Source organism: Bacteroides acidifaciens (assembly GCF_024623065.1).
GTDB lineage: Bacteria > Bacteroidota > Bacteroidia > Bacteroidales > Bacteroidaceae > Bacteroides > Bacteroides acidifaciens.
On record NZ_JANJZR010000008.1, the window covers coordinates 62303 to 83448 of the forward strand.

General features: G+C 42.2%; 14 protein-coding genes. 3 read left to right on the forward strand and 11 right to left on the reverse strand.

The features are described 5' to 3' along the window. Positions 1 to 554 precede the first annotated feature (554 nt). Together NSB03_RS03855 and NSB03_RS03860 are read right to left on the reverse strand one after the other, a co-directional pair. Complete coding sequence (locus tag NSB03_RS03855) at positions 555 to 1166, reverse strand: response regulator transcription factor (protein ID WP_121767526.1); 612 nt, start codon at positions 1164 to 1166, stop codon at positions 555 to 557. Next, positions 1156 to 1860, reverse strand: a complete 705-nt coding sequence (locus NSB03_RS03860) for a hemerythrin domain-containing protein (protein WP_121767527.1) — start codon at positions 1858 to 1860, stop codon at positions 1156 to 1158. Before NSB03_RS03860 ends, NSB03_RS03855 begins: the two co-directional genes overlap by 11 nt. A 206-nt stretch (positions 1861 to 2066) precedes the next feature. Between NSB03_RS03860 and NSB03_RS03865 the strand changes: the two genes are divergently transcribed. Further along, positions 2067 to 3242 carry a phosphoribosylaminoimidazolecarboxamide formyltransferase gene (locus tag NSB03_RS03865; protein WP_121767528.1) on the forward strand — a complete coding sequence of 392 codons (1176 nt, stop codon included), beginning with the start codon at positions 2067 to 2069 and terminating at the stop codon, positions 3240 to 3242. A 368-nt stretch (positions 3243 to 3610) separates the two neighbouring features. Here NSB03_RS03865 and NSB03_RS03870 read toward each other — a convergent pair whose 3' ends face one another. Next, positions 3611 to 5917 carry a family 20 glycosylhydrolase gene (locus NSB03_RS03870; RefSeq protein ID WP_024988000.1) on the reverse strand — a complete coding sequence of 769 codons (2307 nt, stop codon included), beginning with the start codon at positions 5915 to 5917 and terminating at the stop codon, positions 3611 to 3613. Positions 5918 to 6101: 184 nt separating this feature from the next. Here NSB03_RS03870 and NSB03_RS03875 point away from each other — a divergent pair, with 184 nt between their 5' ends. After that, positions 6102 to 7016, forward strand: a complete 915-nt coding sequence (locus NSB03_RS03875; protein WP_024988001.1) for a cation diffusion facilitator family transporter — start codon at positions 6102 to 6104, stop codon at positions 7014 to 7016. A 129-nt stretch (positions 7017 to 7145) separates the two neighbouring features. Next, positions 7146 to 8705 carry a PD-(D/E)XK nuclease domain-containing ATP-binding protein gene (locus tag NSB03_RS03880; protein ID WP_024988002.1) on the forward strand — a complete coding sequence of 520 codons (1560 nt, stop codon included), beginning with the start codon at positions 7146 to 7148 and terminating at the stop codon, positions 8703 to 8705. Positions 8706 to 8907: 202 nt separating this feature from the next. On the opposite strand, the gene NSB03_RS03885 is transcribed toward NSB03_RS03880, so the two are convergent. The 8 genes from NSB03_RS03885 to NSB03_RS03920 all read right to left on the reverse strand — a co-directional run bounded on the left by NSB03_RS03885 (position 8908) and on the right by NSB03_RS03920 (position 21146). Continuing rightward, positions 8908 to 11229 (reverse strand): TonB-dependent receptor, encoded by a 2322-nt coding sequence (locus NSB03_RS03885; RefSeq protein WP_257466226.1) that lies wholly within the window; start codon positions 11227 to 11229, stop codon positions 8908 to 8910. An 84-nt stretch (positions 11230 to 11313) separates the two neighbouring features. Beyond that, on the reverse strand, positions 11314 to 11670 hold the full coding sequence (locus NSB03_RS03890) for a DUF8478 family putative metalloprotein (RefSeq protein WP_502871466.1): 357 nt from the start codon (positions 11668 to 11670) through the stop codon (positions 11314 to 11316). 70 nt (positions 11671 to 11740) lie between these two features. Then, entirely contained in the window at positions 11741 to 13339 is a 1599-nt protein-coding gene (locus tag NSB03_RS03895; RefSeq protein WP_257466227.1) for an aspartate:alanine exchanger family transporter, read from the reverse strand. A gap of 205 nt (positions 13340 to 13544) precedes the next feature. After that, a complete protein-coding gene (locus NSB03_RS03900) occupies positions 13545 to 14837 on the reverse strand; it encodes a restriction endonuclease subunit S (RefSeq protein ID WP_257466228.1) in 1293 nt (430 codons plus the stop codon). Then, positions 14838 to 15248 (reverse strand): hypothetical protein, encoded by a 411-nt coding sequence (locus tag NSB03_RS03905; RefSeq protein ID WP_024988006.1) that lies wholly within the window; start codon positions 15246 to 15248, stop codon positions 14838 to 14840. Between the two features lie 6 nt (positions 15249 to 15254). After that, the gene (locus tag NSB03_RS03910; protein WP_257466229.1) at positions 15255 to 16256 is read right to left on the reverse strand and encodes a virulence RhuM family protein; all 1002 of its coding nucleotides are present in this window, start codon (positions 16254 to 16256) and stop codon (positions 15255 to 15257) included. Continuing rightward, positions 16249 to 17910 (reverse strand): HsdM family class I SAM-dependent methyltransferase, encoded by a 1662-nt coding sequence (locus NSB03_RS03915; protein WP_121767368.1) that lies wholly within the window; start codon positions 17908 to 17910, stop codon positions 16249 to 16251. The genes NSB03_RS03910 and NSB03_RS03915 overlap by 8 nt, the downstream gene beginning before the upstream one ends. A 5-nt stretch (positions 17911 to 17915) precedes the next feature. Next, positions 17916 to 21146 carry a type I restriction endonuclease subunit R gene (locus tag NSB03_RS03920; RefSeq protein ID WP_257466230.1) on the reverse strand — a complete coding sequence of 1077 codons (3231 nt, stop codon included), beginning with the start codon at positions 21144 to 21146 and terminating at the stop codon, positions 17916 to 17918.

Sequence of the window (21146 nt, forward strand, 5' to 3'; positions counted from 1 at the left end):
TTCCTGTCCGAAGGAACTTTATACTTAATGGGCGGGAAGTTTTCTATTAATAGCCAAGAGCGCAACTGTTAATATCCCTTCCGCCAACTACAGACGGACGCGACAAGAAGAGCCGGGGTAAGTTAAAATATCAGCTATAAAATTATGACTGAAGAGAATTTAAACAGGCTCTAAATGATATTCTATAATCCCGACAAGACCAGGATATGTATACGCAGGTTTATTTCAAAATAAAAAAACGAGTCAATTCCTTTATGGAACCACCCGCCTCACATCAGAAAAGCCTTAAAGGCTTTTCTTTTCATTACCTCCTTTTCCTGAAAACCAATCTTCTTTGTACCCTAAAATGTCTTACCTATTGTTATCCTTTTACCTTCCATTAAAAACTTTCCTATTGAACTAAAAACTTTAATACCTTAAATTTATTGTCTTATCTAATACCTTCATATTTTCTTTTACCTTATAAACTAATAGCAATTTCCCAATTGCCCTGCAAAGGTACGAATAAATTCCGTGTGCGCAAACGGTTTTATATTTAATAACATTTCATCAGACTATAAGCCCTTCACATCACTCAGCGTAACCAGTTTATTTACAATAGCATAAATAGTCAGACCGGCTGCACTATGTATTTGCAATTTTTTACTAATATTTCTCCTGTGAGTGATGACTGTATGAATAGACAAAAACAGCTTTTCTGCAATTTCCTTATTCGTCATTCCTTTCACCACACAAATTACAATTTCTTTCTCCCGTTGGCTGAGTGCATCCTGACTATCTGTTTCTTCTTCCTGAGAAACCATATCCAGCAAACCTGCAATCTTCTTGGAAAGAATTTCCAAATCGTCAAAGATAGAAATAGACTCATCGTACTTGCCCAACAAAGAAGCATCTACAAAAGAAGTGACCAAAGCTATCACACGTATTATTTTACCAGACGTTTCTTCCCGGAACTTAGCTACATCGAAATAATCACCGAAAGCCGGATTGACAATCAGCATGTCAGGACATTGCGTCCGGACACAATCATGCAACGCCTCAACGGACAACAATTCTATGGGTTGCATCTTCACATTAGAAAGACGTTTCAAGGCGGCAGTCAATCCACCACGAATAATCACAGAGTTCTCTGCAATCGCTATCCGAACAACTTCGTTATTTTTCATTTTCTCTAATTCTCCTTTCCAGATTCAGAATAGCAGGAACAAAAATATAATCTTCCACCTTACAATGAGACTCCAAGCCCGCCTCACAGGCATAAATATCGAAAAGAGCCGCATTAAGAAGATTTTCATTGGCTTTGGCAGGACAATATTTGATAATAATGTTCTTTAGTTCCGTCAGCTTCTCCCCTACCTGATCATGGTGTTTGGAGAATGTACTAATCTGATAATTCTTCGGAGCATTTCCTGCAATCAACGCATCCACATACTTGAAAACAGTCTTCTCTTCATAATCCATATGCTTGCGTACTTCGCGCGTATATTCATCAAAAAACTTCAGAATAAGAAATGCGACATCATCCTGAGAACAGTCAATAGCCTCAATCAGTTTACGCCGGATAGCAGGAAGAGAAAAATCAAGAAAATAACTATGCGCTTGCCGCAGATAGTCTATCAGCCCGGGGATCGAAATATTATCTTTATCACCATTCAGGCGGGAAAAGCCCTCTGTTATGAAGTTGACTACAATCAGAAACGTCTGGCAGTCTACACTGTTCTGCTCACAGACTTCTTTTACTGTTTTATCTCCGAAACCCAAGGATAGTCCGAAACGGCTCATCACTTGCAATAAAGAATAGTCATCACTGATAAGATCGATCATCTTATCTGTTGATTTATATTTTTGTAAATTATCCATTGATACCTACTTTATATTAGAGGCTACAAAGGAACGGAATATTTCACTGAAATACAATCATCATTTATAGGTATTTTGAACCATTACAAAATCCCAAATACCAATTACATGCTACTATTTTACATCACAAGTATAGGTGAACTTGTCTTTTTTTAGTAATTTTGTCGCTATCAATTTGTAATTAATAACTCGTAATAATCAATAAAATGGCAAACGAACTCGAATTGAAATACGGCTGCAACCCTAATCAAAAACCTGCCCGTATTTTTATGAAAGAAGGTGAACTCCCCATCGAAGTACTGAACGGACGTCCCGGTTACATCAATCTGCTGGATGCATTCAACAGTTGGCAATTGGTAAAGGAGCTGAAAGAAGCTACCGGACTACCGGCTGCCGCTTCCTTTAAACATGTCAGTCCGGCGGGTGCCGCCGTCGCAGTGGAAATGAGCGATACGCTGAAAAAGATTTATTTTGTAGATGACGTAAAACTGTCACCGCTGGCAACAGCATATGCACGTGCACGCGGCGCAGACCGCATGTCGTCTTATGGAGATTTTATCGCATTGTCCGATACTTGCGACGAAGAGACAGCACGCATCATTAATCGTGAAGTGTCCGATGGCGTTATTGCACCGGATTATACTCCCGAAGCTCTGGAAATCCTGAGAAATAAAAGAAAAGGTACATATAATGTAATAAAGATAGACCCTGCCTATCGTCCGGCTCCTATCGAACACAAAGATGTGTTCGGCGTGACTTTCGAACAAGGTAGAAACGAACTGAAAATTGACGAAAGCCTTTTGAAAGAGATGCCCACAGCCAACAAAGAAATTCCGGCTGACGCAAAACGTGATTTGATTATTGCCCTAATCACTTTGAAATATACACAATCCAACTCCGTATGTTATGCAAAGGACGGACAGGCGATTGGTATCGGTGCAGGTCAACAATCCCGCATTCACTGTACGCGTCTGGCAGGCAACAAAGCAGATATATGGTATTTACGCCAGCACCCGAAGGTGATGAATCTGCCATGGATCGAGAAGATTCGTCGTGCCGACCGCGACAATACCATCGACGTATATATTTCAGAAGACCACGAAGATGTATTGGCAGACGGCGTTTGGCAACTGTTCTTCACTGAAAAGCCGGAAGTGCTGACCCGCGAAGAAAAACGCGCTTGGCTGGACACCATGACAGGAGTAGCCTTAGGTTCGGATGCTTTCTTCCCGTTTGGAGATAATATCGAAAGAGCACATAAGAGCGGGGTAAGCTACATTGCACAACCGGGCGGTTCTGTACGTGACGACCATGTTATCAGCACTTGCGACAAGTATAATATGGCAATGGCATTTACGGGTATCCGCTTGTTCCACCATTAAAAACATCCCCTATAAAAGTGAAGATTTACAGTTGTCAATCCCAACTTTTAGCAATGTCAAAGTAAACTTTTTACTTTATATATCCCCATTTATAATGAGAATGAAACATTTATTCCATTATAAATGGGGATTTCCTAATTTATAAAGTACACCCTGTCTTTGCGACATTACATAAAAAAAGAGGACTTTATCCAATGAACCGGAATGTCTCTTATTGAAATTTCTTTTCTTCTTCGAGAAGCGTATTGTCCGGCGGGGCATACAACAAAGCGGATAAAAGTATCACTACTTTCACCCGCTTCTGACTTAACCTGAATTTGACCTAAATATTACAATCCTAATGAAAACTGATTATCAGGAAACATCCTCTATTCATGTTTCAACCATTCTTTCGGAAGAACAATCTTTTCACCTTTATCGTTTACCAATTCCATTTGCAGCACACCGCCATTGCAATCGAAATAACGTACTTCTATCGGATGCAATCCGGCTTTCAAAGCTTTCTGCACGATAATCTCTGCCGGAGAATGTGCGCCGTCGTTATCTCCCAGCAATTCACCGTCAAGTATCAACGTGCTGCCGTCGTCCGAGAGAAGGGCAAATGTATAAATGCCGTCAGCAGGAACTTCCAGATAGCCGGTCAGTATCAGACCAATATCGCCCTTCACTCCTTCGGGGATAGATACAGATTCTATGACGTACTCTTCCTTTATGGGAGCAGCGTCAATATCCGCACAGAGATTTCCGCGGAAGTCGTGCCATACAGCTTTCAGTCCGGGTTGTAAAGAAGCCGGCGTTGTTGCTGCTTCCGCATAAGGAGCTTTGACATATTTTGTACGTACCACGTCTGAAGAAGAACCATCCTTGCGGAAAGTACGGAAAGTAAAGTCCGTTGTCTCCTTTATTTTCAGGGCGCCGTCATAAAGAGACGATTGCTTGTCAGGCATGCTTCCATCCGTTGTATAGCGGATTTCAATGCCCGGCAGCGGACAAGTCAGATTCACCATAGTATCATCTATAAACGCGTTCACCTTGTAGAATCCCTGCAAATCGGGAATACGATAGTTCACTCCCATTACATCCATACGCTTGAATTGCGGAACAAGCTGACGGTAGAACTCATCAAGTCCCGGTCTGGTTACCGGCTCAGCCCAAGCTATTTCACTCAATGCTATCATGCGGGGAACAATCATGTATTCGATGCGCTTCATCGTCGGAATCCATTCCGCCCAAAGATTCGCCTGCACACCCCAGATATATTCTTTCTGTTCTGATGACAGTCTGTCGTCCGCATACGGGTCGAATGCTAATATCTTCTTTACAGAGTTCTGGTCTTGGGCATAGTCGAAGTAGAAAAATTCGTTCGGGCAGGCTATCACTTTTTGCTGTTGCATTGTTGCCGTAGGCAGTGCATCCTTCGCCCAACTTCTCCACCACGTAATAACAGCGTCCGAAGATAATCCGTCCTTCACCACTTCATCCCAGCCAACGAGTTTCTTTCCGTTGGCATGGAAGAATTTCTCCATATCACGTACAAACCATGCCTGAAGTTCTTCCACCGAACCCAAATTCTCCGTACGGATACGTTTTTGGCAACGGGGGCATTTCTTCCAGTTATTCTTTTCCACTTCGTCTCCACCCATATGCACATACTCATAAGGGAAAAGTTCGAAAATCTCCTTGAAGACATTCCGGCAGAATTCTAAAGTCTCATCTTTACCCGGACAGATGGGAGAAGAGAATATCTCTCCCCAGCCAATCAGACCGTCGCAAGCTAAATCCGGATACTGGCTGATAGCTGCCAGAAAATGTCCCGGCATATCAATCTCGGGTATCACATCAATCCCTCTCTGTGCGGCATAAGCCACTATTTCTTTTACATCATCGTGCGTATAATAACCTCCATACAACGTGTCGCCTTCCACAATCCGTAGTTTGTCCTCAGGAATCAGGAAGTCCGTATTGTCTTCCTCTGCCGCACGTGCCATACAAGTACGATCGTGGTTGTTGAATTGTCTCCATGCCCCCTTTTCTGTCAGCAGCGGATATTTCTCAATCTCTATGCGCCAGCCCTGGTCATCGGTGAGATGCCAGTGAAATTTGTTCAATTTGTACAGAGACATCAAATCCAACACGTGTTTCACTTCTTCTTTATTCCAAAAGTGACGAGAAGCGTCCAGCATAAATCCGCGCCACTCAAAACGGGGAGCGTCTTCTATCTGCACAGCAGGAATGGAGTAAGTACGCTTCGTGCCCTGCATTTCTATTTCGGCAGGAAGCAACTGACGGATAGTGGTAACAGCGGAAATAATGCCCGAATAATCGTTGGCTTCCACCCGGATAAATTCCGGTGTAGACTGAAGTTTGTAAGAACCGTGCTTCCCTTCAGTATTCCCCAACTGGAAATAGACATCTACCAGATCTTTATCAGCAGTGACTTCGACAGAAGATGACACTACGTTCCGAAGAATCTCTTGCAGGTAGCCGACTGCCGGAAAGAGGGACTGGTCGGACACCCCTATCTTCATTTCATCCTTAAAAACAAAGGCGCCCGACTGCTCGGTCAGACTTACAGGGGTAGGTAAAATTGCGACTTCCTGCTTGACAACAGACGTGCAAGCAGAAAATACACAAGCTGATACAATCAGCAGAGAGGTACTTAGTTGTTTGAACATGAGGTTAACTATTTAATAAATGATTTGTCTTGTTTTTAATTGACTATCTATATATAATACAACTAAAACAGGCAAACTACTAAAAGGAAATGAAAACTTTTTTGCGTCTCGGATTCACAAATTGCTATAAATGATTATCTTTGAACCCAATTATCACTACAAATAAGGATAAAGCCCTGCTCAAATGTCAAGAGAGAATATCTTAATCAAAACCTCATGGATTAGCACCATAGGCAATGCAATCCTGTCTGCATCAAAAATCATTATCGGTTTGTTAGCCGGAAGTCTGGCGGTACTCGGCGATGGTATCGACTCGGCGACGGATGTCATTATCTCTATCGTCATGATTTTCACGGCACGGGTCATCAGCCGCCCGCCTTCAAAAAAATACGTGTTCGGTTATGAGAAAGCGGAAAGCATCGCGACCAAGATTCTATCGCTTGTGATATTTTACGCCGGTATGCAAATGTTACTATCGTCCGTCACAAGCATCTTTTCGGATGAAGTGAAAGAAATCCCATCGGCTATCGCTATTTATGTGACTATATTCTCCATTGTCGGGAAACTGCTACTGGCATCATACCAGTACAAACAAGGAAAGAAAATAGACAGTTCTATGCTGACGGCGAATGCGATAAATATGCGTAATGATGTCGTTATCTCGGCGGGAGTTTTACTTGGTCTGATTTTTACCTTTATATTCAAATTGCCAATACTCGATTCGATAACGGGATTGATAATCAGCCTCTTTATCATCAAGTCGTCCATCGGCATTTTCCTTGACTCGAATGTGGAACTCATGGATGGCGTGAAGGATGTCAATGTGTATAATAAGATATTCGAAGCTGTCGAGAAAGTGCCGGGGGCAAGCAATCCGCACCGAGTCAGGTCAAGAATGATAGGGAACCGGTATATAATTACACTCGATATAGAGGTGAATCCGCAGATAACCATCACGCAGGCACATGAGATTGCCGGAGCAGTGGAGAAAAGTATTGAAAGCTCGATAGATAATGTCTATGATATTCTGGTGCATGTAGAACCTGCGGGAGAATGCCAGACGGATGAGAAATTTGGCGTGGACAAGGATATGGTCTGAATTGCCGGAAGTTGCACTATCCGGTAATCCTTTTATTATGGATTGATAAATCTTCGGCAGCAAGGAAAGCTATTCCGCTTCTTTTTCTTAACTTTGCGTTCATCGTTTACACTATAATAAAGATTTGATATGGAAGAAACATTCAGGCGCTATCCTATCGGGATACAGGATTTTGAACAGTTGCGCAACAACAACTATATATATGTTGATAAAACAGCATTGGTCTATCAACTGGCTAATACAAACACGGTTTATTTCCTGAGCCGCCCCCGCCGTTTCGGAAAGAGTCTGCTCGTCTCTACGCTCGAAGCCTATTTTCTGGGAAAGAAAGAGCTTTTCAACGGACTTGCCATGGAGCAGTTGGAACAGGACTGGACGGTGTATCCGGTGCTGCACATCGACTTCAGCGGCAGTAAATATATGGAAGCAGAGTCACTCCGCGCATCTATCAATGTACAATTACTGCTTTGGGAAAACGTCTACGGACGCCAGGAAGGCGAAGACACATTCAGTTTGCGTCTTGAAGGCATCATCCGACGCGCTTATGAGCAAACCGGACAGCAAGTTGTCGTATTGGTAGACGAATATGATGCCCCGATGTTGGACACTAACAGTGATCATGAGTTGCAACGTGAGATTCGCGGTATCATGCGAGACTTCTTCAGCCCCTTGAAAAAGTCAGGCAAATATCTTCGTTTCCTCTTCCTTACGGGTATCAGCAAATTCAGTCAAATGAGTATATTCAGCGAACTGAACAATCTTCAGAACGTCAGTATGAGCGACAATTATGCCGCTATCTGCGGTATCACCGAGCAAGAACTACTGACGCAGATGAAAATAGACATCGAACAAATGGCTCAAGCCAATGATGAGACGTATGAAGAGGCATGCGCCCACTTAAAGAAACAGTATGACGGATATCATTTCAGTAAATCCTGTGTGGATGTGTACAATCCTTTCAGCCTGATTAATGCTTTTGCACAAAAAAGCTATGAGAACTACTGGTTTTCTACCGGTACTCCTACCTTCCTGATAGAACTCCTGCAACAGATGGACTTCGACATCCGTCTGCTCGACCGTATGGACGCCAAGCCGGAAGATTTCGACAAGGCCACGGATTGTCTTACCGACCCCATTCCGGTGCTTTATCAAAGCGGCTATCTCACCATCAAGTCTTACGACGCCTTCTTCCGCACCTATACATTAGGCTATCCCAACGAAGAGGTGCGAATTGGCTTTATCGAATCGCTTATTCCTTCTTATCTTTACCAGCCAACGCGCGAAAGCAACTTTTATGTAGTGTCTTTCGTACGCGATTTGATGAAAGGAAACCTCGAATCTTGTCTCGAGCGTACCCGCTCTTTTTTCGCCTCTATCCCGAACGACCTGAACAACAAAGAAGAAAAGCATTATCAGACTATTTTCTATCTCCTGTTCCGCCTGATGGGGCAGTATGTGGATACCGAAGTAAAAAGCGCCGTCGGACGGGCGGACGTGGTTATTAAAATGCAGGATGCCATTTATGTACTTGAATTCAAAATGGACGGTACGGCAGAAGAAGCTTTGGCGCAGATAAACAGTAAAGGATACGCCATTCCATACGCGGCCGACCACCGGAAAGTAGTGAAAGCCGGCATCAACTTCAACAGCTCCACGCGGACAATCGGAGACTGGAAAATAGAAGAATAACCTATTATTGACGCATCCCGCCATCTCTTGACAGGCTTCACCATATAAATGAAAAGGCAGTAACTCCTCCCGTTGATAAGAAGCTACTGCCTTCTCTTTTAAAATGCGGACTTTTGTTGATAAGGTTTACCAATCTTAACAAAAGAGTAACTAGTTACACTCTGTAAAATTCGACAAGCCTGCAAAATCATATAGAAACAACCTAATAACTAATCTTCACTCCGGCAAAGAAGCTTCTCGGCAATGAAGGACCATAAATATAGCCCGAATCACGGTCGGGTCCTTTATCGAAATCATTCTGATAGGCGTTGAAGATATTCTGTATTCCGGCATTCACCTGCAAGTTCATTGACTTATAAAGTTTGAAATCATAGGCAGCTTTCAGTCCGATGTCGAAAAAGTCTTTCGTATTTACCGTAACCGGCTTATCAAGGAATCCAGGCACGACTTCGTGAGGAATCAACATTGAACCGGTATATGTACCGGAAAGAGCGATAGACAACGGTTTGACCGGAGTATATGTCGCAGTGAAATAACCATAAGTATTCGGTGTACGCATCATTTTCTTTACTGCCGGCGCATCCGGATTCCATTCATGAGGTTCACTATAATGGCTTTGCTGCAAAGTGACCCCTGCTTGAATCTGGAATTTGCTCAGATAGGCCATCTTTCCTTCCAACGTAAATCCCATTACCCGCGCACCCGGTGCATTATAACGGGTACGTGTCAGAATGCCATCCACTACTTCTCCATCAGTGAGAGCAAAGACATCGGACAATTTTGTATAAAAACCCTCCACGAGGAAGTTGACCTGAAAAGCACCGAATCGATGATAAACATCTGCCGAAGCACTCAAGCTCTGCGACCTTTCTTCTTTCAGGTTATCCGCCAACTCCACCATTGCCACATTGCCGCCCACATTCTCTACATGCAAATCCTCATCGAAAGCCTGCGGAGCACGAAAACCGGAAGAATAACTTAAACGAAGATTGATATCTTTAGTCGGATTGAAACGCAGATTGGCACGAGGGCTGAAAATGAGATGACCGATCAGATTATGCTTGTCAAAACGACCACCAATAAGGAATCCCCAATGTTCATTCTTCCATTCATTCTGCAGGAAAGCACTACCGATATTTACTTTTTGGTCTACCGTACGGTTGTATCCCCACATGTTATCTTCCAGTTTGTCCTGATTAAATTCTACTCCGGCAGTAAAGTCGGAAGGCATGAAAATACATTTACCGAAACTGTACACATACTGTGAGCCTGCCATCCAGTTTAAGTCCGTTGTATTTCCATAAGCGTTCAAGTCTTGTCCACCGCCATAATAGCTGTCACGATTGATATGCTGTGCGGAAGCGAATACATTGAAACGATGCTTCTCATTAGGTGAAAAATAATCGAATTTCACGCCACCGCCATTGATGGAATGTTCGGTCTGTTCGGCCACATTCGCTTCATGAGGCGGACGGTTCAGCAAGTCTCCTCCCCTGCGGAATTCTTCCATATGATGATATTCGAAAGTCAGTTTTGAATAAGTACTTGTCTTCAGGAAAGAACGGAAGCCGACGGTCTGTCCATGTATCTTAGGGATTTCAGAGTATCCGTCTCCATCGTGGTCATATGCGGAACGATGACGGTTCTGACCAAAGATATATAAACCGGCACGCTGTTCCTCCGTCACAAGTGAAGCATTCAGTGCCGTACTGTTATCGAAAGCATCTCCATCACCAATCCCCGTAATCGTATGAGACAACATACCCGAATTACGAATCGGCTCTTTGGTGATGATATTGATCGTACCCGCAATAGCAGACGAACCGAACAATGCCGAACCACCGCCACGCATCACCTCTACACGCTCTATCATACTGGCAGGAATCTGCTCGATGCCATATACACCGGAAAGGGCACTGAAGATGGGACGCGAATCTAGTAGGATTTGTGTATAAGGACCATCCAGCCCGTTGATACGCACTTGCTGAAAGCCGCAATTCTGGCAATTGGATTCTACACGGACGCCCGGCTGAAAACTCAGCCCTTGTGCTAAAGTCGTCGAGTTGGTATTCTCAAAGATCTTCAAATCAACCACATTCACCAATGTCGGTGCCAAACGACGAGTCGTTTCATTACGGTTGGCAGATACCACCACGCCATCCAAAGCAACTGCGTCTTCTTCTATTTCAAAATCCTCTTCCAAGGTACGTCCCTTTTTCAAGATTACATTCCGCCTTACCGTTTTATAACCGACAGAACTTACTTCGAGTACGAAATTCCCTTCGGGAAGATTCTTCAAAAAGTAATGTCCGGTAGCATCAGTTACGGTTCCGATGGTAGTACCCTTCAATGCCACTGTGATATATGGCAGATGCTCCTTCGTGTTTTTGTCAAGGATATGACCGATAATATTAGCATCCGATTTACGTAATTCCGGATGATTAGGATGTTCATGGGCTTGTCCTCCGAGAGCAGGCAACAGTGCACAACACAAGCAGACAAGCGAAAAGACATATTTCTTCATTTTTCGTTTGTAATTCGTTTTCGTTAAGTATTCACATGAAAAAGCAAATAATATCCTACCTCGTACAAGGCAGAATGTCATCAGTTAAATAGCGAAAAAACGAAATGCAGGCGGAGCGCGGAGTGCAATCACTCCATGATAAGGAGAACAAAAATGTATATGCTGCAGACAGCCGAGCAACAGACACAATAAAAAAGGAATAAAAAGGGAAAGAGCAAATACAACAGCCGCACCGTCCGCCATCAAATGAGACAGGAGATGAATATGTATCAGTTCGACTGTTGAATGCTGATGTGCCGCCCCTTTCTTAAACGGGTGTGAATGCACGATTGTCACGCCATTGACCACATGTACGTGGGCAAAGAACGTAAGACTTGCCAGATACGACACAAAGAGTATCGGCAAGAAATAGCGCATTATATTCAAGAACAATCGTTTCACCTCATTTTTACTTTGGGACGGCAAAGATACAAACTATTTGTTTAACAATCAATGTTTCTACGGAGTACCGTTAATAAACAGTCGAAGCTATCACTTGTATAAACAGAATCAGGAATACCATAGCAATCGGGTAAACGGTCGCATATGCCACGCTGGGGATATTACTGTCCACCATCGAATCGGCAGCAGCCAGACCGGGCGTACTGGTCATACCACCGGTAATGGTTCCCAGTAAATCGAGCAGACTGATTTTAAATACCAGGCGTCCTACAATGGTCGCAACAAGCATCGGAACCAGCGTTATGGCAGCTCCCACCCCAAACATTAGTAATCCGCTTTCCTGGAAAGTGGCTACGAGATTCTTTCCAGCAGAAGTTCCTACTTCAGCAAGAAAAAGAAGCAGCCCCAATTGGCGCAGTAATTGATTGGCCGGTCCCGACATAGACCAGATGACAGGTCCTGTCTTACCGACAGCACTCAATATGAGAGCTACCATCAGAACTCCCCCAGTCAATCCCGGCGAAAATGACAGGCTTTCGGAGAAAGAGATATTTATTTTACCGAACAACACTCCCAATACAATACCCATTGCAATCGGGAAAAAGTCAGTATCGGAAAGTTTCTTCGCATTATTTCCCAATAGACGGGCTACGCCTTTAAGTCCTTCCTTCTCTCCCACAATCATCAATTTATCACCGAATTTCAATGCCAAATCTGGCGATGGGGACAAGTCAATACCGCTTCGACGGACACGGGTCACTGTACAACCGAAGTTTTTCTGTAAATTCAAGTCCCCCAGTTGTTTGTTTATCATATCCTTTTTGGTCAGCAACAAGGATTCTATTTCCTGTGTTTTATCCAAAGGCAGTTCGCCCTCTTCGCGTTCACCTACCAATACTGCGAGTTGGTTCAATGCTTCTTCGCTACCTACTGCCTGGATATAGTCTCCTTCATGCAGCACGGTAGAGGCAGTAGGAATAGATATTTCATCTTTGTGCTTCAGGCGGGAAATTACAGCTCCTGTCATGGCACGTGCATTAATTTGCATCAGGCTACGGTTGAATACATTTCCATTAGTGATGCGATAGACACAGGTAGTCAGTTCCGGGAACTGTCCACGGCGTTCTATCTCCAAACGTCGAGCTTCTTTATCCAAATCCACCCGCATGATTTTAGGCAGCAGTTTGACAAACAAAATCACACCGATAACTCCGAACGGGTACGCAATACCATAAGCTATGGAGGCCAAAGGAGAATGGGTACTGTCAATGGCAACAGCCAAACCCGGTGTACTGGTCAGTGCTCCGGCAATCAGACCTACCACACTGGGGGTGTCGATATCGAACGCATACTTCAATCCTACTGCTGTGAGACAGGCGGAACAAATGATAAGCATGGTAATAAGGATCAGCGTCTTTCCTTTGCTGCGGAAAGAATCGAAAAATCCGGGCCCTGCCTGAATACCGATGGTAAAAATAAAAAGCACCAAACCGAAGTTTCCCAGTTCTTTGGGAATGATAACACCAAAGTGCCCGAAAAGAAGCGCGATAAAGATTACCGCCGACACATCAAGAGATAACCCCTTAATTTTAATTCTTCCCAACATAAATCCCAATGCGACAATCAGGAAAAGGGAGAAATAAGAGGAATGCAATAAGTCAGTAAACATAAAAAATAAAGGTTAGTTAGTTTAAGGGCGCGAAGGTACGGATTTTATTTAATCCTCACAACATCCATCTTACTACAATCGCCAAATCAAAAAATTCCTGCCCGAAAAACAAAATGTGTCATTGAAACACATCTTAACATAAAACAAAATGTGATTTTTAGTCAAATTAAAAGCCTGTTTAAACTCAATGAAACAGGCTTTTAATTTAATCAATGACCATGTAAACAGATAAATCAGAATTTACCGATACTTGCCCGTTCATCAGAAGTGGTAAGAGTTCGTCTCGCTGCTTAGTAAGTGATAAAATCTGTTGTTTGTTCTCAATTATCAGTGCCAATAGCTCGTCAAATACTTTTCGAGGATTGAAACTTAATGAAATTGCTGGTTTTATAAGATATAGCCCTTTCAAATCTTTATCTGACAGATGTCCCACAGTAGATCCTTTTGCATTTTGTTCTTTCGCCTTAATGTAAGGTTGGATATTATAATAGATTTGAATTGAAGATATTGAGGAGTCTCTATAAGGACGCATCCTTACACATCGCTGATTAAGATAGGCAATATTGTTATGCCAGAAGTTCATGTGAAAATTTCCGTCCATACCAACAAGTACATCCCCCTCATTCAAACAGTATTTTTCATCTGTGTTTTCAAAAGAATATGCTGATGTCGTTCCTTCAAGAATGTCCCTAATACGAACAATAGGTATATTTGTTATCTCATCTGTAAATTGTTCAGTAGCAAAAGGAAAACCATACTGCACACTAATAGCATCAAAAAGAGGTAGTATATTCCATCCTTGAGGAATTTCCCTCTTCAACTTCTCATTCCATACCATAGCACCCCCACTGGATTTATACGGCTTACCCTCCCTATTAGGGAAATCAAACTGCACGAACCAATAGTCATAGAGTTGCTTTGCCATCGCCTCTAAATTCTGATTTATCGCTTGATTAAGTTCAATTTTGCGGTCTATTGAAGCAAGAATAGATACTAATTTATTCTGTTCATTCTTAGTAGGAGGCATTATTAACTTCAACTTTTTTAGTTCTGCTTGCGAAAGATTATCTCTTGCAGAGCCACTGCTAAGACCGACAAGATGATCATAAAGCGTATCAATACTATATTTAAGGAATGTAGAACTATAGTCTTTGTTTGGAAGAATCGCACAAATAGCTTGATTTGTACACGCTTCCATTTTAAGCAAAGATGCCTTACCTGCTGTAGCACCATACATTGCTACAAGCACCGTATCAATAGGGTATATCTCAGTACTTGAATTTTCAAATCCAGCCTGTGATATAAAATTTGTTGTGTCATAAATATACGGACTTGCTAATTCGCCGCTATTAATCCAAGGAATAGTACCGTTTTCATAATAGCTTGCTTCCGTGGACAATGGTGTAGCACCAGAGGATGTGTTAAAAACTTCTGCAAGTGTTATCTCTTTCCAACCTTGTGGTGTAATCCTTTTCTTTTTATATTTTTTCAATTCCATTTACTGCATTGCTTTATGAATATAATCTTGAATCAAAGATAGATTGACCTCTATCTCTTTGCGCTTCATCAATAGCTGATTAAGATGTGCTTTTTGCTGCGCTTTTTCTTGTCCGGCTATGATATGGTCAATTCTTGCTCCGCCAACAAAAGGATATACGGTATCGACTTCCATTTGCGCCTCTTCAATTTTGTTGTCTAATTCTACAAGTTGCTGTTGGTATTTTCGCTGTACTTCTACGATGTCCAAATTATTTGCCGCCACAAACACATCAAGCAGATGGCGAATAGCATTAATCTGTTCCTGCGCATCTTTCGATGAGTTATTAGCAACTCTTAATGCAACAATTACAGCAATCACACTAATTATAGGACTTAACAGTGTAGCCCATTGGATTAACTCATCAGTCATTGCTCTTCATTTATCCAACACCCCCCTAACTTCTTTGTCAAAGTCAGAATCTATCCGTTGGGTTTTATTAAAAATATCGTATTCGCTTTCAGCCTTTGTCTTGGCTTGTGCCGCAGATATTCGTCCTTTATCCGGCAATATCTGATATTTGCGGAAGGTCAAGAACTCGTTGACACTGGCAGCAAACTGCTCCATATTGAACGTGTTTTCACGCTCTATAAGGTCTTCTATATAGTCGAAATATCCTGTTACTGCACGTTCCAACCGACGGATTTCATTTTCCTGCAAATAGTTCTTGGCTATTGACACATCCGATTTCAAGATACGCCCATCGGGAGCATTCTTCCATGTGGTCAGCCCCATGTGTTCTTGGGTATGATCAGCCTTAGTGTAGATGATTTCTGCTGCCGTTTGCCCTGTAATGGCATAATGAAAGCGATTCTGTATCATGGCATAGAAATCGTGTGTGGTAGGCGAGTTCTTGTCATAGTCAATACTGCACTCTGCATAGATGTCGGTAATCTGTTGCCAAATACGCCGTTCACTAGCACGGATGGAGCGTACCCTTTCCAACAATTCACGGAAATAGTCTTTTCCGAATACTGCCGTTCCCTGTTTTAAGCGTTCATCGTCAAGCACAAAGCCTTTCTTGATATACTCATTAAGAATCTTGGTAGCCCACTGACGGAACTTGGTAGCTTTTGGAGAAGAAACACGGTAGCCTACTGCAATAATCATATCAAGATTATAGAAATCAACCAGCTCTTCAACCTCGCCTCTTATGCCTCGATTTACGACGGTTGCAATTTTTGCAACTGTCGTGTCTTGCCGTAATTCTTCCTCTTTAAATATATTGGCTATGTGGCGGCTAATACCCGATTTATCAATACCGAAAAGCTCTGCCATAGCCTTTTGCGTACACCAAATGGTTTCGTCTTTTATAACCACCTGTACTCTTCCCTCTTTATCGGGAAGATTGTATAACAAAAACTGTATTTCGTTACTCATTGTTTCCTGCATTTGCGTTGAACTGCAAAGCATCCAACTGCTTCATAATTTCCTCTTCCAACCGATGGCTTTCTTTAAATTGCTCGGAGAGTGTTTGTTTATAATTTGCCATACGGTTGTTAAACTCTTCCTCCGTTATATCTACATAATCTATCTTGATGTCGAAATATTGTCCGGCAGAAAGAGAATATCCTTTTTCCTTTATCTCATCGTAGGAAACAGCTACGGAAAAATCCTCCACTGCCTCCTTGCGCTGGAATGTGCCGACAATCTTTTCTATCTCGTCATCGTTCAGACGCACCTTTTTCAATCCGTTAGCATCTTTATATTCCTCGCCCAATTTGCTGGCATCAATCAAGATTACTTTGTCAGTGGTTGCAGACTTATCAAAGAACAGCACACTGACATTCGTACCTGTATTGGCAAACACGTTGCTTGGCATGGAAACACAACCGAACACCACTTTGTCATCTACAATTTTATGAAGAATTTTGTTCTCAATACCACTTTTAGCCGTGATAAAACCTGTCGGAATGACAATTGCACCCTTGCCTGTCTTTTTCAGCGAATTGATAACGTGCTGAATAAAACAGGTATATATAGCCATAGATTCTTTCTTTTTGGCGGGTACATTGGGGACTCCAGCCCAAAAACGGGCTGGCATGGCGGCTATCTTCTCGCGAGTGTCCGAGAAGTCCATCTTGAAAGGAGGATTGCTCACCACGAAATCAAACTGGCGCAACTGCTGTCCGTCATCGCTCTTGTGATAAGGGCTTACAAGCGTGTCGCCTTGAATGGCATTATCAAGCGAAGACACAAGTCCGTTAAGCAACAGATTAAGTTTCAACATTTTGTTGCTTCGCTGGGAAATATCTTGCGAAAAGATGGTACAGCGTTCTTCGCCTATTTGATGACTAAGTGCCATCAGAAGCGTACCTGTTCCTGCCGAGGGGTCATAACATTCCATGCTATGCAAATCAGCATTATCCCCCACTAACAGACGAGCCATAATCGTTGCTATGGCATGAGGCGTGTAATACTCCGCATATTTTCCACCTCCAGCGGTATTATAGTCCTTAATCAAATACTCAAAGATGCTGGAGAAGAAATCGTAATTCTGTGCAAACGCTTCTTCAAAGGAGAAATTCACGAGTTTATCCACCAGAGCACGGGCGAATGGCGCACGTTGTGCCGAATCGGTCACAAACGGCGTCAATGCCTCGAACAATGGAATCTTCGTGTTGGCTGTGGTCTGTGTGGAAAATATATCCGCATTTTGTTCCGCTATATCTGTCATAGTGGAATCGAAGATAGTATCAAAATCCCCTTTTCCCTGTTGATTCCAAAGATTGGCTATCAGATGATAAGGTTCAAGCATCGGAACATCTGGAGAGATGGCACTCTGAATAAGCATACGTTCATCATCAGAAAGATTCTCGTATGCCGTTTCCCATTTTACATTCCCGGTCAGTTTCTTTGCTATTTCACTTTTCGCATTTTTCAGTTCATAACCAAACTTGTCATTCAAGAACTTGTAGAGAAATACTTGGGTGATAATTTTATATTCGTTACCATCGTTACCCATACCGTATGACTGGCAGGTGGCTTTAAGACCGTCGATGAGCTTTAATGTTTTTTCTTTAATATCTGACATAATCTTTATGCAATGCCGTAAGTGGCGTTATATTGGTTGATATACTGTTGTGAAATACGTGTTTGGATAAACTTGTAATCGTCCATTTCCGGCTTAATCTGTGGGAAATGATACAAGCATCCATTGATAAGAGCCATCACCGTACGATTAAAATAGGCATCTTTTTTTAGAATATCGTTACGATCATAGACTTTGGCATCCACATCTTCTTTTATGATATTAAGAATGGCTGCAATCTCTTCGTCAAGGAAAGAAAACATCGGCTTTTGTCCTTTCCCCTCCCTCTGTTTATTTACTTCTCGTATGCGTTTGTGTACACGGGCAAATTTTTCATCGCCCTTATACTTTTTCATTAATGCATTATTCCGTTTTTGTAGGTCTTGCAGACGAACTATAATTTCATCCAATGCTTGCGTTTCCTCATTAAACTTAGCAATAGAATCAATCACAAATCCGTGTTCTTTAAACCGCTCCATAAAGGCATCACGCAACGAAATGAACTCAGGATCGTCTTGGTCAAAGTTCTGCGTAAAAGAAGTAATAGTCCGTTGCCATTTTTCTTTAATTGCCTCTTTTCCGCCTACTATGCGTAATTCTTCCTGTCCTATCTTGGAAAAAGTGAACTCAATATCCATCATCGCCTCATTGATAAGCATTTTAGTCTCATCACCTACGCTAAAAGCCTCCTTTTGGTTAATAATACCAATACGCCTTTGCACCTCGGACAGCAGTTGTGGCAGTTTGGTAATTTCAAGTTTAGCAAATTGCTTTTTCATATCCTCATCGCCAAAAGTACGCACGATATTAGCCATGTTCTTAGCTGCCTCTAACGCATGTTTTAAGTCAAGCAGTACAGCCTTATCTTCTTCCGTTGAAATTTCAGAGGAGAACTCTTCTGCATTGTCATAAGAATAATCAAAAAGAGTCTGACGCACCTGTTTCATTTGCTTCAAAATCTCTTCTTTATCCTCTATGACTTGAGTAAATGTATCGGTAACAGCTTCTTCACCGGTCTCATCCACATCGTTAAACCGATTCAACTCTTGCAAATACGCTTCATTCGTTTCTTGAAAATTACGTTTAATATCGGCAAAATCAATGACAAAACCGTAACGCATCCCCGGATAAGGACGGTTTACACGAGTAATAGCTTGAAGCAAATTATGGTCTTTCAATTTACGACCAAAGTATAAACGCTTCAAACGAGGTGCATCAAAACCAGTCAGAAGCATATTGAAGACAATGAGAATATCCACCGTCATATTCTTCTTAAAGTCCTTGACTATTTGCTTCCTCGTTTCTTTGTCATCCGTATCATGAAGAATGATTCCGGCTTTCAGCGGTCTATACTTTGATTTGTAATCCACCTCAGGTTCACCCACGATAAACGAACCATCAGGAAGTTTAATCTTGATGGGCTTCGGTTGACATTTTTGCCATTCCTCTTGAAATACCTCGTAAAGCTGTCGTGCCTGTTCGCTGGTCTCGCAAATAACCATACCGCCTAAAGTATCATCTCCTTGTATCTTTCGGAATTCTTTTAAGTCCGTCATGATATAACGAGCCAACTCGTTTACATAACTCGGATGCTCTATGATTTCCGATTTGCGAATGTCTTTCTTCTGCACTAATGTCTCTAATTTGTCGTACACATCCGAAAGACGTTCCTTATAGGATGTTTCAATATCTTCACGAATGATTTTCAGCGTATAACCGTCCGCAATGGACTTATCGTAATAATAAGTGTGTAGATAACTTCCGAACACTTTACAACTGGCACGTTCTTCCTTCAATAGCGGAGTACCTGTAAGTGCAATTTTTATTGCATCAGTGTCCGCATCAAACAGATTGGCAAGGAAACAGCCACCGGGTTTATACCCACGATGTGCCTCGTCAAGAATAAAGATACGCTGAAGGTTGGTTGCATAGTCGTTGATGCGCACTTTTTCTTTGTCCTCCGCAAAGCGTTGTATATTCACTACCGTAATTTCAGCCTGACCGCTTATACCCTGCTGTGCTTGATTAGTACGGAATTGCGCCATTAATTCTGCTCTTGAATTGGCTGTTGATACCACCAATCCACGAGCTTCAAACTCCTGTGTGGCTTGCTCCAACAAATCAAGGCGGTCAACTATGAAATAGAATTTAACCACCTTCTTCTGTTTGGAATAGAAATCGTTGAGAATATAGGTCAGATAATAGGATAGGGCTGTTTTACCACTACCTTGCGTATGCCATACAACACCTGACTTTAGTCCTTCAGCCAGTTTCTTACGAATGGCCAATGATGCAAACAATTGTTGGTAACGCATGATATGTTTTTGGTCGGTGGATTCAATCTTTCCATCTACCTCTCGTTCCATTCTAACGTATGCTATACCATATTTAATAATATACAGCAAACGTTCCGGTGAACACATGGAAGTCAGTATCCTATTAGTAGGCGTATTGAAATCAAGATTGGTTTGGTATTCCGGGCTTGTATGAATGACTTGGCAATTATAGTCTGATAATATCTGCCTTTCCGTTACCTTGTCAATGTCCTTATACGGATAATCACGATGGAAAGGTGCTATCTTTTGTGCAGACAGATTTTCTTCACGGAAACAGTTAAAGGGAGAATATGAACGTGCTCCAGTACAATAGAAAGCCCCTTGTATGGGTACAATACCACCAAGTGCATCATATTCCATATTGTTGCTGAATATCATTAACTGCGTGATATTGATGAAACGACGAAACTTCTTATTTGGGAAACGTTCTTTGTTCATTCGTGCGCTCTCCGCCAACATTCCACCATGATTGTTTGGCTTCTTCACTTCTACAAAGCAAAGTGGCAAACCATTCACAAACAAAGTAATGTCAGGTCGAAACTCATCTTGTCCGTTCTTACAAGTAAACTCGGCTGTAAAATGGAATGTATTGTTTCCGACATTATCGAAGTCAATTAATTTCACAGGAGATACGGCTTTCAGACGATTATAAAAGCCACGACCGAGGTCATCATCATTCAGTTCCTTACGAATATCTTTCAAGACTTGAAGATATTCACCCTCATGCTCAGGATTCAGTCTTTTGAATTGTTGCTCAAAAATTGGCAATAAAATATTCGTATCACCATCATAGACTGTTCCATTCTTGTCTTCGCTCAATTTACCAAAGTATGTATATCCTATTCGGGTAAGATGAACCATTGCAGGCATCTGTACCCGTGTCGCTTCCGAGAATTGTTTCAT

Coding starts and splice junctions, on each gene's coding strand:
- NSB03_RS03855 (WP_121767526.1), bottom strand. CDS start 1,166: ATGAAAAATAACGAAGTTGTTCGGATAGCGATTGCAGAGAACTCTGTG.
- NSB03_RS03860 (WP_121767527.1), bottom strand. CDS start 1,860: ATGGATAATTTACAAAAATATAAATCAACAGATAAGATGATCGATCTT.
- NSB03_RS03865 (WP_121767528.1), top strand. CDS start 2,067: ATGGCAAACGAACTCGAATTGAAATACGGCTGCAACCCTAATCAAAAA.
- NSB03_RS03870 (WP_024988000.1), bottom strand. CDS start 5,917: ATGTTCAAACAACTAAGTACCTCTCTGCTGATTGTATCAGCTTGTGTA.
- NSB03_RS03875 (WP_024988001.1), top strand. CDS start 6,102: ATGTCAAGAGAGAATATCTTAATCAAAACCTCATGGATTAGCACCATA.
- NSB03_RS03880 (WP_024988002.1), top strand. CDS start 7,146: ATGGAAGAAACATTCAGGCGCTATCCTATCGGGATACAGGATTTTGAA.
- NSB03_RS03885 (WP_257466226.1), bottom strand. CDS start 11,229: ATGAAGAAATATGTCTTTTCGCTTGTCTGCTTGTGTTGTGCACTGTTG.
- NSB03_RS03895 (WP_257466227.1), bottom strand. CDS start 13,339: ATGTTTACTGACTTATTGCATTCCTCTTATTTCTCCCTTTTCCTGATT.
- NSB03_RS03900 (WP_257466228.1), bottom strand. CDS start 14,837: ATGGAATTGAAAAAATATAAAAAGAAAAGGATTACACCACAAGGTTGG.
- NSB03_RS03905 (WP_024988006.1), bottom strand. CDS start 15,248: ATGACTGATGAGTTAATCCAATGGGCTACACTGTTAAGTCCTATAATT.
- NSB03_RS03910 (WP_257466229.1), bottom strand. CDS start 16,256: ATGAGTAACGAAATACAGTTTTTGTTATACAATCTTCCCGATAAAGAG.
- NSB03_RS03915 (WP_121767368.1), bottom strand. CDS start 17,910: ATGTCAGATATTAAAGAAAAAACATTAAAGCTCATCGACGGTCTTAAA.
- NSB03_RS03920 (WP_257466230.1), bottom strand. CDS start 21,146: ATGAAACAATTCTCGGAAGCGACACGGGTACAGATGCCTGCAATGGTT.